Origin of the sequence: Methanolobus sp., assembly GCF_016278385.1 — an archaeon.
In the GTDB taxonomy this organism is placed as follows: domain Archaea; phylum Halobacteriota; class Methanosarcinia; order Methanosarcinales; family Methanosarcinaceae; genus Methanolobus.
In genome coordinates this window covers 33,090-47,086 of the sequence record NZ_JADQBY010000019.1, presented here as the reverse complement: position 1 = coordinate 47,086, position 13,997 = coordinate 33,090, and the positions used below count along the sequence as shown (strand labels likewise).

The following is a 13,997-nucleotide window of genomic DNA, read 5'->3' as shown; positions in this document are numbered from 1 at the left end:
CAGCTTAAAAAGATGTCCGAAAAAAATAGGAGATCCGGACGATGCCAGATAACAAAATTAGTTGCTAAGATATTCATTAATGGCCTGTGCAGCAATCTTACCTGCGCCCATTGCACTGATAACAGTTGCAGCACCGGTCACAGCATCCCCACCGGCATAGACATTTGCAAGGGAAGTCTTTCCGGAATCGTCGACAATTATAGTGCCCCTGGAATTTGTTTCCAGACCCTCTGATCCGGAAAATATCATAGGATTGGGTGATGTGCCTATGGCAATGACAACGACATCAGCATCTACTACATGCTCAGAGCCTTCTATTGGAACAGGGCTTCTGCGTCCTGACTCATCGGGTTCTCCAAGTTCCATCCTTATGCATTCAACGCCATTTACTGTCATGTTCTCACCTTCAAGTATTCGGGTCGGGTTAGTAAGGAGCCTGAAAACAATACCTTCTTCCTTTGCATTCTCAACTTCTTCTTTCCTTGCAGGGAGTTCATCCTCACTACGACGATAGACTATGCTTACCTCATCTGCACCAAGACGGAGTGCACTGCGTGCGGCATCCATTGCAACGTTGCCGCCGCCAACTACAATGACATGCTTCCCTCTCTTGATAGGAGTATCGTAGTCAGGGAACAGGTAGGCTTTCATCAGATTAACCCGTGTCAGGAACTCGTTTGCAGAGTAAACACCATTGAGGTTCTCACCTTCTATGCCCATAAATTTAGGCAATCCAGCGCCTGTTCCAAGGAAAACCGCATCAAAATCCTCTCTGAGCTCATCGAGGGTCTTTATTTTACCGATGACGTAATCAACCTTGACATCAACACCAAGTTGTTTAATGTATTCCACTTCATCCCTGACGATTGCTTTTGGAAGCCTGAATTCAGGAATTCCATAAGTAAGTACACCGCCAGTATCGTGAAGTGATTCGAACATTGTGACTGCATGACCTGCTTTTGCAAGATCAGCTGCTGCCGTAAGACCTGCAGGACCGGCACCGATCACTGCAACCTTCTTACCTGAAGATGTGGTGCGGACAGGAGGAGTTACACCCTTCTCCCTTTCATAGTCTGCACAGAAGCGCTCAAGTCTTCCGATAGCAACAGGTTCACCCTTCTTTGCAAGTATACAGTGTAGTTCACACTGAACTTCCTGAGGACAGACACGTCCGCATACTGCAGGAAGTGTGTTGGTAAGTTTTATTGTATCGATTGCCCCGTCAAAGTCCTCTTTCTTTATACAGGAGATGAAGCCAGGTATATCGATATTCACAGGACAACCTTCTACACATTTAGGGCTTTTGCACTCAAGACACCTTGAAGCTTCAGCAAGTGCCTGCTCACCACTATAACCAAGTGCCACCTCATTGAAATTGTGTGCCCTCTCTTTAGGATCCTGCAGTGGCATTGCCTGTCTGTCAACCATTAGTTATCACCCTTACATGTACATTTATGGTTGTGATTATCAAGACACTTTGATTCTTCGTTTCTGTAAAGAGCCAGACGACTCATGAGAAGGTTAAAATCAACTTTATGAGCATCAAATTCCGGACCATCCACACAGGCAAACTTTGTCTCTCCACCCACAGAGACCCTGCATCCGCCACACATACCTGTACCATCGATCATGATAGGATTCAGACTTACAAGAGTTTCCACACCATAAGGCTCCAGCATACCTGCTGCCACACGCATAAGAATCGGAGGGCCTATTACAACTACCCTTGCGATCTTTTCACCGCTGTCAAGGATATTCTTCACAACATCTGTTACAAAACCGTGGTGACCTTTAGAGCCATCGTCTGTTGCGACGTGAAGTTCATCACTTGCGGCCCTCATCTCATCCTCAAGGATAAGCAGGCTTTCGTTCCTTGCTCCAATCACAGATATTACTTTGTTCCCTGCTTCACTATATGCCTTAGCTTGCGGATACACCGGGGCAATACCTACTCCGCCACCTACAAGAATAACTGTACCCAGTTCCCTTACATCAGCAGGAGTTCCCAGGGGACCAACAAAATCCTGTAGCTCATCTGAAGCTGCCATCTTTGCAAGCTGCTTTGTAGTCTTGCCCATTTCCTGGAAGATTATGGTCACGGTACCTTCTGTTGCATCAAAATCGGCAATTGTCAACGGTACCCTTTCGCTGGTTTCATCAATACGTACTATAATGAACTGTCCTGCCTTTGCAGCTTTGGCAACATCAGGCGCGAGTATTTTCATCATGTGCACAGAAGATGCTATTTCCTTTTTTTCGATAATTGTGTATGGCATGTAATCACGTTACAGAATTGAGGTGGAATTATTCGAATTTTTGAGATATGATTAAGTTAATAGTACTTAAAAATTGAGTAAAATGTCTGTATAAGTACAGGATGATTAATATATTTAGATATGACGATAAGAGTTTTTTGAATACGTTATTACATTACTATTAGGTTATTATTCCTATTCCATTCCGGATATATCTGAATCATCACTATTATTTTCAAACTTCTTCCTGTTTAGTATAAGAGTAAATACTCCAACAAAAACACCAAACCACAAGGTTCCAAATCGAATTAACAAAGCAGAAGCAGCTGCTATCGCCTTTGAAATCCCTGCAGTCTGAAGTATTCCAACAATACTTCCCTCTGCAACCCCAAGACCACCAAAAGCATTTTTCAGTGCACCGGTCATAGTGGTATGACCATGGGTTTTCAGGGTAGCAAATGAACAATATTAGCACCTATGAAGGGCTTTGGTATTTTGAAACCATCCGGGAAAACCTTATTCATAGACAGCATTTCTGATTTATGTATATAGTCTACCCATTCAACTTCAGTCAGCGGAATAAATTCAACACCATATTTTTCAAGAATCGGAAGCCACTTGTTTTGTTTGGCTCCTTTCATTGGCTTTTGTTACAACAGTCTTATTTTCCATGGCTACGATGTCTTTGTACCCATCTTCCCTCATTGTTTTTAGAACTGCTTCCAGTTGCCATGGTTCAGTTGAACAAGCAGGAAAATAAAGTGACCAGGATAAATTGAGTTTAATTATAGTTTTTTTATCTTTAGGAAAATATTGCTAATAATCAATGCTGTGCATCAGCTTACTGTAATCTTCGATTACGGTATTTGGCGATGTTTTCAAGACTGCAACTTGTGACATTGAAATAACATTCTCAGGAAGATATAAAAATACTGCTGCTTTGAAAGCATTCAATCCTCTTCAGAACTTGTTATAATCTTTAGATATGCCATATTTGTAGGTGTATTACGAACATAACAAAACAAAAGTTAGATTTTTGTTCTTTTATTGGGTTCCCATATATGTACATCTCTGAGCATATTAAACAGTCCCAGCAAAAGATAGCTCTGGTAAATAATGAATGAAGAAATAACATTAGCCTTAATAGTACCCATGAAAACCAAACATAACATAATTCCAATGAAAGCAATTCCATAATAAATACTAAAAGAACTCAACACCAGAGTCCACAAAATCAGTGAAAGGAAAAAGGTTGATGGTACTACAGCAAACATCAAAAGCCTAAGAGGATAAACTACCATACCGAATTTTCCGTATTTTGGAGAAAACACATCCCTGTTGAAAATAGTTGCTTCTAGAAGTCTTGTAGCCCGGCGTATCTTTTGTCTCCGCTGCTCACTGAATTCGTGAGGAACAAGTTCATAGAACTTAGCCGATGGTACATACTTGCACTTGTAACCATTCCTTATAACAGAAAGTGCCATGCTGGCATCATCTGCACCCCTGCGAGTATTTAGAGTCGAAGAAGCTTTTTTCTTGAAGGCAACAACTGCTCCATTTAAACAATAAGTAGAATGAAGATTGCTTTCCCACATGCAGATTTTCCCATATATTGAACGATATGCACTTTCTGATTTTGAAAACAGCGTATCTCCTTCTGCATAGGTAACCATGTCACCGGAAACTGCACCTATTTCATCACTGCTCATGAGCACACCCATAAGATCAGGAATTGTGTTTTTGTCAAACAGTCCATCTGAACCTGTAATGACTACAATTTCACTGGATGACTGTTCAATCCCACGATTTATAGCCTTGTTGACACCACTTCTATCATGAGTGATAACTTTTCCTGTCAGAGAGTATTTATCTAAGGCTTTCAAGGCTATCTCTTTCGTATTGTCAGATGAACCATCGTTTGAAATTATAATTTCTATTTTTTCATGAGGGTAAGATTCTGCAAGATTTTTGAGACGAGATTCAATTACCTTTTCCTCGTTATAAGCAGGAACAACAACACTAATATAGGGAAGTGATTCTAGTGATTCAGAAAGAGGAATGCGTGAAGTTACAGCTGCAATTATGTAAATAGCATAGACTGAAAGAGGAATAAATGTAATTGCTATAAGGATAAGTAATATTATAGTCATATTAGCTCATTGTGTCTTATAAAACGCAGACCATTTTTTGGGAAATTTCATATACTTTACAATATAATAAAGACATAATGCAATCTTACGCTTAATCTTTTTTGTTCTCAATTTGTTTTTAATAAGGATATCTTTGTTAAGCCAGAATTCTATAATCTTGAGCTGCTCTTTGATACCAATATCCTGTCTATGGCTCCAATTATTTTCATGAATCCTGTATTCAGCAAGGGCTTCATCGACATAATCCAAAGGATGTTTATGGGCTATACGCAGAAAAAGGTCATATTCTTCAGCTATTTTAAACTCATCATTAAAAGTGCCAATGTCATAAAATACAGATCTCTCAATAACCACAGTTACTAAAGAAATAAAATTGTTTGATAACAATAATTCATTGAACGCAAACCCCCTTGATGGCTTTTGCACGGAAAATAGCCTGTATAGAATCTCATGTTGAGAGTTAATGACATTGCAATCAGAAAATACAAGTTTTATATTGGAATTTGCTTCAAATAAAGATATTTGCTTTTCCAGTTTTGATGGCAACCAGATATCATCACAATCAAGGAATGCTATATATTGACCTTGTGCTTTTTCTATTGCAAGATTTCTTGCATTACCAAGAGGAACATTTTTGTCACCGCAAAAATACCTCAATTTTGAATCATAATTTTTTGCAATCTCAGCACTATTATCAGTGGATACATTATCCCAGAAGATGATTTCCCAGTCACCATATGTTTGGGTATAAACACTATCAATAGCCTCTTTTAGATATGTGGAACAATTATAGCAATTCATTATTATGCTAACAACAGGGGATTCAATATTATCTGATATTTCCATAAAACAACCTTTCATGATGAATAAAGAAGATATCTATTTTTGGTTCAGGATACCAGACAGCTTTTCAGCTGGGTACAAATATAGTCTACATCTGACAATGTAAGATCAGGATGCATAGGAAGAGTTAATAACTGTGAAGAAATCTCATCTGTAACAGGAAGGAGAACTTCATTTGAATAGAAACTTAGATGATGATTGGACTTATAATGAACTCCCGTTTGAATGCCAACCATCTCAAGATATTCCCTTACACGTGCTCTATCATGCTTTTTTAATTTTATCACAAAAATATGAGGAACTATATAATCAGGATCATGGTTCAACAATTCAATAGAATCAAGATTTAGCAGATGATGATAATAGCGTTTCATAAGTTCTTTTCTTTTTTCCGCAAATACAGGGAACTTTTTCAATTGCTCATTTCCAATAGCCGCCATAATATTATTCATATGATAACGCCACCCCTGCATTTTGACATCGAAATCCCAGCTTCTTTCACCACTATACCTTTTATGAGTATCCTTTTCCACCCCTAGAAGACGAGCATCCCTTACCTTCTGAAGAATTTCGTCGTCATCGGTAACGATAGCCCCTCCTTCTCCAGAAGTTATATTTTTGATGCCATCAAAACTAAAGCATGCAATATCTCCAAAACTGCCAACCTTTTTACCCTTATAACTACAACCAAATGCATGAGCTGCGTCTTCAACTACACGCAATCCATTTTCCAATGCAAAATCATAAATCTCATCCAAATCCCCCATACCACCTGCGTAATGTACAGGCATTACTACACGAGTATGTTCAGTCAATCTCTTTTTTGCGTCATTGACATCCAAAGTAATTGACCCGGAATCGATTTCACAAGGTACTGGACGAGCACCAGTTGCTGATATTGCCTGGAACGACGCCACATATGTCAAAGATTGAACAAGAACCTCATCTCCCGGACCCACACCAAGTGCCTGGAGTGCCAGATGAAGGGCTGAAGTTCCCGTATTCACACATACTGCCTCTCTTCTGAAGAACGAAGTAAGGTTTTTTTCAAAAAGCTGGACATCCCGCCCCATACCCAAGTACTCACTATCCAGAACATTGGAAACAGCTTTCTTTTCCTCCTCCCCAATAACCGACTTTGAAAGCCTGATACTTCTCTTTTGCAAGTCTACCAAACCTTCCATGGAGCTATATTCTTCTTCCACATACTCTCAAGAAGATTCCGATCCCTTACAGTATCCATACATTGCCAGAAAGATTCATGATAATAACATTTTAATTCACCCATCTCAGCAACTTTTTCAAGGGGAGTTTCTTCGAGTACAGTCGAATCAGAGTCTATCAAATCAAGGAACTCAGGTTGCAGTACAAAAAAACCACCATTTACCCAACCCAATGTTGTTTGTGGTTTTTCTTTAAAGGACATAACGTTCTGCTCATCGGATACAACAAGTTCACCAAATCTTGCAGCAGGGTGAACTGCGGTGACTGTTGCTATTTTGCCATGTTCCCGGTGATATTTCACCAGTTCTCCGACATCTACATCTGCAACTCCATCACCATAAGTAAGCATGAAAGTTTCGTTGCCTATGTATTCCTTTAATCGTTTCAGTCTGCCACCGGTCATTGTACTGAGTCCGGTATCGATTAGTGTGACTTTCCAGTCTACAGGCTTTTTATGTATGTGTTCAATATAACCATTCTTGAGATCAACAGTAAAGTCCGAATTCAAAGAATAATAATTGAGGAAATATTCTTTGATCACTTCTCCCTTGTATCCGAGAGCCACTACAAATTCATTGTAACCATAACTCGCATATATATTCATAATATGCCACAGAATGGGTCTCCCACCTACATCAACCATCGGTTTTGGAATTACATCAGTATATTCGGCAAGTCTTGTACCAAACCCACCTGCAAGGATAACTACTTTCATTGTTACAGATCATCCCACTTGTAATTTATTTTGTCATTATTAATTTCCAGCCTTTCTGCCTCATCAGGATCATGAGGAATATTAGCAAGGTTCATAAGTATATTCAATCCTTCATCCATGCCTTGAAAACCCATCCACACTAGTGGAGGTATTGTTAATCTTTGATAATTATCAGGTGATAAAACAATCTCGTAGAAACGAGAATATGTTGAGGAATCCTTGCGATTGTCCCATAGAACAAATTTGATCCTGCCACATGGAACAACAAGATTAAGCGTCATTTTTTTATGGCACTTCCATGCCTTCACTGAACCTTTCTTAACAGTAGAGAAATAAACTTCTCCAAAACCAGAGAACTCAAGGTCTGTACACTTCATAGCATGCATTACATTACCTTGATCTCCAGTGATGATTTTCAAAGGAGCGAGTTTCACACCTTCTAGCATGAATTCACCCATATCTGACCCCTTTCAGATGCCTTTTGGATATATTCTTCTACCTGTTTAGAACTCATCTCATATACATCTTTTTTTTCGGAATAAAAGTTCCGATACCATTCGACTGTAAAGCGTGCAGTTTCATCAAATGTGAGAGTTGGCTGCCATCCCAACTGATGCAATGCTTTATCGCAACAGAGTTTTAACAGACCGGATTCTTTTTTAGATCTATCAGAATTTTCTGCATAGTTGACTTTTGTTCCTGACCAGTATCTTTGCATCCTGCTAACCAGTTCTTTAACTGTAAAATTCTGATTGGCATTCGGACCAAAATTGAAAGGCTCACCGTTCAAATCACGATCATTTGCTAGTATCTGACCCAATAATAGATAACCACTCAATGGCTCAAGTACATGCTGCCATGGCCTTGTTGCATTAGGACTTCTAATCTCAACAACTCTGTCTGAAGACCATGACCTAATACAATCAGGAACAATACGATCTTTCGCCCAGTCACCACCACCAATAACATTGCCTGCTCGTACAGAAGCCACTTTTACATTACTTTCATCTTTATCAAAAAAGGAATCAGAATATGTTTTTATAATCAATTCTGCTGCGCCTTTAGAAGCACTATATGGATCCTTACCACCAAGGTGATCCGTTTCTCTGTAACCCCATAGCCACTCAACATTATCATAACATTTGTCACTGGTTATCATAATAGCAGTACATTTATGATTTGCTTGGCGCAGAGCTTCAAGAACGTTCATTGTTCCCATTACATTAGTTTCAATCGTGGTAACGGGATCAGAATAAGATTCCCGTACCAAGGGCTGAGCTGCCAGATGAAATATGAAATCCGGTTTAAACTTATCAATTACTTCTTTGACTTTGCAAAGGTCACGAACATCTTCATCGTAGCAATCTATTTCTGATTTCAATTGCAGACTTTCAAAGTGAGAAGGAGAAGTAGGAATTCCATTTGAAATTCCAGATATTTTCGCACCAAGGATTGAAAGCCATACACATAACCACGAACCTTTAAATCCTGTGTTTCCTGTTACTAGCACCTTCTTGTTACGATAGGTGTCAAGAAAACAAATATTGTCATTCAATGTTTCGATTTCCACCATATGCCACTTTTATAGATGTATTTATATTAATAAGTATCATTCCCATATGTCTATAATTATTTTCGGCGCAAAATCTGGGAAAGTCGGTTGACAAATAATTTTCCAAATAATATGGGATTATCCAAAAGTTGATAGAATTTCAGATAGAGGTAGCCTCTTAACATCAGTCTTTTAATTTCACGTGGTGTCCAGTCTTCTGTGGAAATTGGAAAACTACGAATAAAAAGGTCTTCTAATGAAAAATTATCTGAAAGATATCCTTTTTCGTTGCATACATCATAAAGTTCACTTCCCGGATAAGGCGTTGCCACTGAGATAAAGGGATCAAATACTTTTATTTTACGAGCAAATCTGTAGTTATCCCACATTCCATCCAATGTGTCGCCAGGCATTCCCATTATTAGAAATACGCCGAAATCAAGTTTGATCTCCCTGCAAACATCAATTATATGTTCGACCTTGGATAGATTCAATGGTTTCTTTATAATATTATTTAAAGTGTTCTGATTTCCACTTTCCACTGCTATATTTATTTTGTAGCACCCAGCCTTTTGCATTTTGCGGAGAAGTTGATCAGTAAGAGCAAATGCAGCAACCCCATTAGGAGTATCCCACTTAAAGTCGAAATTATTCTTTACCATCAAATCACAAATCTTTTCCGCTCTTTGGGGATTTGCAGTGAAGTTATCATCTTCTATAAGAAGTTCCTCAATACCATAATTTTCCTTTAATAGCTTCATTTCTCCGATAACATTCTCCGGAGAACGGTAGCGATATTTTCTGCCCCATACCTTGTATGCTGTGCAGAATGTGCATTTTGCAGGACAACCGCGAGAAGTAATAATAGGACTGAATCTTTTATGATGTCTTTTTCCATGAGACATGTCCTGTCCAAAGTAATTTTGAAGATTCATCAAGTGATAAGCAGGATAGGAAATACTGTCAAGATTTTCGATATAGGAAGTCTTTGCATTGACAAATATCTGTCCTTCTTTTTTGTAGCCCAGGCCATCTATACCACTCAAATCCAGAGAAGATGCCTCCAGAACTTTAATGAGTTTTTCAATGACTATTTCACCTTCCCCAATAACAACAAAATCAAGATTTGGGTCTTCTAAACAGAATTCAGGCATAACTGTAGGATGCGCACCTCCTGCCTGAGTTAATATGCTGTTATCAACAGACTTTGTGATTTCATATATTTTATGAGCGTTTTTATACTGTTTTGAAAATTGATTGTTTACGCATACCATATCTGGTTGGAATTCAGAAATGATAGTGCGTATTTCCTCATCAGAAATACCAATCTTTATCAAACCGCCACCAATGTCTTTACGGGTGTGCCAACCTTCCATCATACAATCTACTATTTTCACATCGATCCCCAGATTTTCCATTACTGAGGCAATGTAGCCAAGACCCATAGGAGGTAGGGGATTGACATCGATCCTGTTCTTCATTGTGACTACTGGAGGGGCAAAAAGAAGACAGCGAGATATTTTGTGATTCATCATTATTCCTTGGAGTCAAACTTTAGTGATAAGAGCTGCAGAAAATTTTTGTTTTTGTACATTGGAAATGAAAATGGATTCCTGAAATAAGGATAAATTTTTGTTTTCTGTTCTAAAGAAGCAAGTCTGACAAATAAATTAACTACTTCTATATCGATACCAGACAACTTTGAATATAAACGTAGCCAATCAGTAACATAAGAACTAATGTTGTGTTTATCCATGAAATCCATAAGGTCCATATCACTGTTATTGAACGAGTCGTTCATAAGTATTGGATTGAATATAAGAGTTGCAAGATCCAAAAATGGCAACCCTTCTAATTCAAAATGCTCAAAATCTATGGCATTTACACCCTCATCAGAAAAAAGAATATTGTGATAAAAATCAAAATCTCCATGAACTGCACAAAGTGGAATCAAAACCGCACCTAAAGAAAGAATTTCGTTTCTCAAATCGTCAATTTTCAGACTAATTTCCGATGGCAAATCCCCGTTTTTATCAAGGATACCAACATACTCATCAAGAAGGGATGAAAGATGCGTATGCATGTCCACATCTTTTACATGAGTAGATTTTTGATATTTTACCAAGAATTCAATAGAATTTCGGATATCAACATCAAGCTTTTTTAAGTTACTTGAATCTAAACTTGTATGGCTACCAATATCCGTATAATAGCCTTCAATGAAAGTCATAACCTCGATTGTTATACCTTCAACTTCACCTGAATATAGCAAATTTGGGATGTTGGAACTAATCTCTGTTCCTTCAAGGAGAGAATTGGCTTTTTCCAAATTTCTTGCTTCATTCAACAAAATATCAGCATATTTTTCATTTCTGCAAATTTTACAAAAATATTTTGTATCGGAACTATGAATGTTAATTAACATATTTACAGAATGAAAATTACCTTTTCGACCTGCTACTTTTATTACATCAATATTAAACTCATCTTCATCAATTAGACCTATTTTTTTAATTAATCTGATTATCCTAGGTTCTTCTGGTACTTCTGATTCACCCTTTTTACCAATTATCATGAAACTTGGAGATAAGCTTTTCAAAAGATTTGCCGGGAAAATACGAGCTAGAATCTTTGCGTAAGACGGTGCAAGAGGACTTTCAAGAGGTAAAACCTGCTTTTTCCAGTCTTTTATTAATTTTATAGGAATAATTTCAGATGGGGATATATAATGTGGAAAAGCACCATAAAATACAAGGTCATTGTATCCACCATCTTTTAATAATGATTTATATCCTGAGAGAGAATATGTATATGTTCTGTAATCACAATTCAATTTCTTTTTTGTAATGATGTTAGCCATAAAGCGTGGTAAAAATGAAACATATTTCAGATTAACGTGATCATCAGGTAAACCTGCAAGATATTGATAACCAATACTATTCTCAATAGCCACAAAAATATGCCCACCTGGTTTAATTATACGCCTTAGTTCACTTAATACATCTACCTGCATTTGCCTTGGATTTTTAGAATATTGAGGAGAAGTATCATCTCGCTTTTTTCCCCAGTGATTCACTAAAACAACAGGTTGATCAAAAGCAACCCATTCCAACACACCATTTAAAACAACTAAATCAAAAAAATCATCAGGAAATGGGAGGTTTTGAAGAGGGGAAACTACTGTATGAACATTTTTAAAACCCATTTGTTCAGCACGTATCTTCAAAAATGTTAGCGTTTCAATCGTTTTATCAACTGCATAGATTTCCCCACAATGTTGAGCAACTGGAAGGGTGACCCCACCCCACATACTGCCTGCATCAAGTATCCGAGCATTTGCTGATATTGGCCAAATATACTGAGCATCAGCCCTATCAAAAGGTTCAATGTGACCTAGGTACTCTGGAATCACTTCTTTAGCAACTGATAACCAATCCCCAGTCTCTCTGGACTTTTTATTCAAATAATCCATTTTATCTTTTTCAACATTGCACCAGTATTCATTTTTTTGATTAAAAGAAGGAATTCCATCAATTATTTTGTACTCTTTTTTACATTTTGAACACTCAAGTAAATTATCATTCAATATCAATTTATTATGACAAAAAGGACAAATTAAATCATCAATTTTACTAATATTCAAATTAGATTCTCCCATTAAAGAGCTGATATCTATTTAATGATGTTTCGAAGTGTTACATAAATATATAGTTATCGAATAAAAATAAAAGATGAAATTGAATCCTAATATATTATACATCTTTCTAACAATGAATTGGTCTGATAATATTTATCCAAAGTACCTAACGATATTTTCAAAATCTTTTTGGATTTGACGATCCATTTTCAAAATGGAATAGACATATACAACTCCTCCGACAAACACAGCTAGCAAAGATGTAATGATGTTAGTTATTGGTACAAATGCTATAAAAATAAAAATCACTATACTCATAATAAACGATGCCATTACCATATGCATTAGACACTCTAATTGAAGTTTTATATTGATATGTTTAGAAAGTATCATGTATGACAATATTGAATTACCTGCCATGGTGACAAATGTTGCAATTGCTGCACCATTTATTCCGTAAACAGGAATTAGAAATACATTCAACATTATGTTTACAAAAACTGCTATCGACGTAACTTTGAAAGATTCTTTTGGCATATCAAGGGCATCAAGGTACATCGTGAAAAAATATTGAAATATTGTAATTACCTGTACCCCTAATAAAATAATCAATACAGAATAACCATCTGCAAAATCAGTTCCATAAAAATTACTAAGCAAATCTTTTCCTAACAATACACCACCAACAAACGCAGGAATTGCTAATATTAAAGAATAAGTTAATGCATTGGAAAGTGATATTTCAACAACATTCATTTCATTGTTTTTTGCCCATCTACTGACTTTTGGCCATAAAGTTGTTCTTAGAGCATAAGATGAAAATGTGGCGATAGTTGTAAACTGCAAAGCAACTCGATAAACACCAATATCAGCATTACCCATAAAATAACCTATTAAAATAACATCAGACTGTGAGAACACAAGCAGCCCTCCAGACGATAAAAATATCCAAAATGAAAATTGCAACAAACTTTTAATGTGTTTCTTAGTGAATTTAGCAAAATGCAATTTCAGAAATTTATATTCGATTAATGCTGCTATAAAAGTTCCAGCAATGGTTCCGCCAATCAATCCTGCTGCTTCATATCCCAAAAAAATAGCTATTACCTGTAGTATTATTTTGGAAATGTTACCTATTGATGCACAGGTCATTCTCACCCCTATTTTACCAGATCCTGCAACACCATTTGATACAATTCCTCCAAAAATAGAAACAATTACTGAAAGAAGTAACCAGTTAAACATTCCAGCATTATTTAAATCTACAAAATACTCCTTAAATACCAATAAGCCAATTAGAACAATTATTGTAAATATCAATCGAATTATAAAATAGGCACTAAAATAAGCATTAGGCTCTTCATTTTCACTTATTCTTTTTACAGCAGCACTACCAAAACCTCCATCCGCAATAAGCTCAAAAATACCATTATATGATAAAAATAAGAAATACACCCCAAGGATTGCAGGTCCTACTGTCTGGGCAATGTACATAGTACTTACAAACCCAACAACTGTAAACATTATTTGCCAAATAAAAGTAATTAAACTTTGCCTTTTTACAGCACCTACCTTCATTATATCAGAAAAAATGCGTCTGATTTTATAATAAATACGATTC

Annotated in this window: 13 protein-coding genes; all 13 read right to left on the bottom strand. The window is 37.0% G+C overall.

The features are described 5' to 3' along the window. Positions 1-57 precede the first annotated feature (57 nt). Positions 58-1,428, bottom strand: coding sequence for an NADPH-dependent glutamate synthase (gene gltA, locus QZZ23_RS08415; RefSeq protein ID WP_292468838.1), 1,371 nt, complete (start codon positions 1,426-1,428; stop codon positions 58-60). Further along, positions 1,428-2,276 carry a sulfide/dihydroorotate dehydrogenase-like FAD/NAD-binding protein gene (locus QZZ23_RS08410; protein ID WP_292468836.1) on the bottom strand — a complete coding sequence of 283 codons (849 nt, stop codon included), beginning with the start codon at positions 2,274-2,276 and terminating at the stop codon, positions 1,428-1,430. Before QZZ23_RS08410 ends, gltA begins: the two co-directional genes overlap by 1 nt. A 174-nt stretch (positions 2,277-2,450) precedes the next feature. After that, positions 2,451-2,681 (bottom strand): hypothetical protein, encoded by a 231-nt coding sequence (locus QZZ23_RS08405; protein ID WP_292468834.1) that lies wholly within the window; start codon positions 2,679-2,681, stop codon positions 2,451-2,453. Positions 2,682-2,701: 20 nt separating this feature from the next. Then, entirely contained in the window at positions 2,702-2,896 is a 195-nt protein-coding gene (locus QZZ23_RS08400; protein ID WP_292468832.1) for a hypothetical protein, read from the bottom strand. Positions 2,897-3,283: 387 nt separating this feature from the next. Further along, on the bottom strand, positions 3,284-4,405 hold the full coding sequence (locus QZZ23_RS08395; protein WP_292468829.1) for a glycosyltransferase: 1,122 nt from the start codon (positions 4,403-4,405) through the stop codon (positions 3,284-3,286). 6 nt (positions 4,406-4,411) lie between these two features. Beyond that, entirely contained in the window at positions 4,412-5,251 is an 840-nt protein-coding gene (locus QZZ23_RS08390; protein WP_292468827.1) for a glycosyltransferase, read from the bottom strand. Between the two features lie 44 nt (positions 5,252-5,295). Then, entirely contained in the window at positions 5,296-6,453 is a 1,158-nt protein-coding gene (locus QZZ23_RS08385) for a DegT/DnrJ/EryC1/StrS aminotransferase family protein (protein WP_292468825.1), read from the bottom strand. Further along, the gene (gene rfbF / locus QZZ23_RS08380; RefSeq protein ID WP_292468822.1) at positions 6,417-7,187 is read right to left on the bottom strand and encodes a glucose-1-phosphate cytidylyltransferase; all 771 of its coding nucleotides are present in this window, start codon (positions 7,185-7,187) and stop codon (positions 6,417-6,419) included. Before rfbF ends, QZZ23_RS08385 begins: the two co-directional genes overlap by 37 nt. Positions 7,188-7,189: 2 nt before the next feature. Further along, positions 7,190-7,645, bottom strand: a complete 456-nt coding sequence (locus tag QZZ23_RS08375; RefSeq protein WP_292468820.1) for a dTDP-4-dehydrorhamnose 3,5-epimerase family protein — start codon at positions 7,643-7,645, stop codon at positions 7,190-7,192. After that, the gene (rfbG, locus tag QZZ23_RS08370; RefSeq protein ID WP_292468818.1) at positions 7,627-8,760 is read right to left on the bottom strand and encodes a CDP-glucose 4,6-dehydratase; all 1,134 of its coding nucleotides are present in this window, start codon (positions 8,758-8,760) and stop codon (positions 7,627-7,629) included. Before rfbG ends, QZZ23_RS08375 begins: the two co-directional genes overlap by 19 nt. A 56-nt stretch (positions 8,761-8,816) precedes the next feature. Continuing rightward, positions 8,817-10,220 carry a radical SAM protein gene (locus QZZ23_RS08365; protein WP_292468815.1) on the bottom strand — a complete coding sequence of 468 codons (1,404 nt, stop codon included), beginning with the start codon at positions 10,218-10,220 and terminating at the stop codon, positions 8,817-8,819. A gap of 53 nt (positions 10,221-10,273) precedes the next feature. Further along, positions 10,274-12,397, bottom strand: coding sequence for a methyltransferase domain-containing protein (locus tag QZZ23_RS08360; protein WP_292468812.1), 2,124 nt, complete (start codon positions 12,395-12,397; stop codon positions 10,274-10,276). 132 nt (positions 12,398-12,529) lie between these two features. Next, complete coding sequence (locus tag QZZ23_RS08355) at positions 12,530-13,954, bottom strand: flippase (RefSeq protein WP_292468810.1); 1,425 nt, start codon at positions 13,952-13,954, stop codon at positions 12,530-12,532. Positions 13,955-13,997 lie beyond the last annotated feature (43 nt).

Coding starts and splice junctions, on each gene's coding strand:
- QZZ23_RS08405 (WP_292468834.1), bottom strand. CDS start 2,681: ATGACCGGTGCACTGAAAAATGCTTTTGGTGGTCTTGGGGTTGCAGAG.
- QZZ23_RS08410 (WP_292468836.1), bottom strand. CDS start 2,276: ATGCCATACACAATTATCGAAAAAAAGGAAATAGCATCTTCTGTGCAC.
- QZZ23_RS08395 (WP_292468829.1), bottom strand. CDS start 4,405: ATGACTATAATATTACTTATCCTTATAGCAATTACATTTATTCCTCTT.
- gltA (WP_292468838.1), bottom strand. CDS start 1,428: ATGGTTGACAGACAGGCAATGCCACTGCAGGATCCTAAAGAGAGGGCA.
- QZZ23_RS08375 (WP_292468820.1), bottom strand. CDS start 7,645: ATGGGTGAATTCATGCTAGAAGGTGTGAAACTCGCTCCTTTGAAAATC.
- QZZ23_RS08390 (WP_292468827.1), bottom strand. CDS start 5,251: ATGGAAATATCAGATAATATTGAATCCCCTGTTGTTAGCATAATAATG.
- QZZ23_RS08355 (WP_292468810.1), bottom strand. CDS start 13,954: ATGAAGGTAGGTGCTGTAAAAAGGCAAAGTTTAATTACTTTTATTTGG.
- QZZ23_RS08400 (WP_292468832.1), bottom strand. CDS start 2,896: ATGAAAGGAGCCAAACAAAACAAGTGGCTTCCGATTCTTGAAAAATAT.
- rfbF (WP_292468822.1), bottom strand. CDS start 7,187: ATGAAAGTAGTTATCCTTGCAGGTGGGTTTGGTACAAGACTTGCCGAA.
- QZZ23_RS08360 (WP_292468812.1), bottom strand. CDS start 12,397: ATGGGAGAATCTAATTTGAATATTAGTAAAATTGATGATTTAATTTGT.
- QZZ23_RS08365 (WP_292468815.1), bottom strand. CDS start 10,220: ATGAAGAACAGGATCGATGTCAATCCCCTACCTCCTATGGGTCTTGGC.
- rfbG (WP_292468818.1), bottom strand. CDS start 8,760: ATGGTGGAAATCGAAACATTGAATGACAATATTTGTTTTCTTGACACC.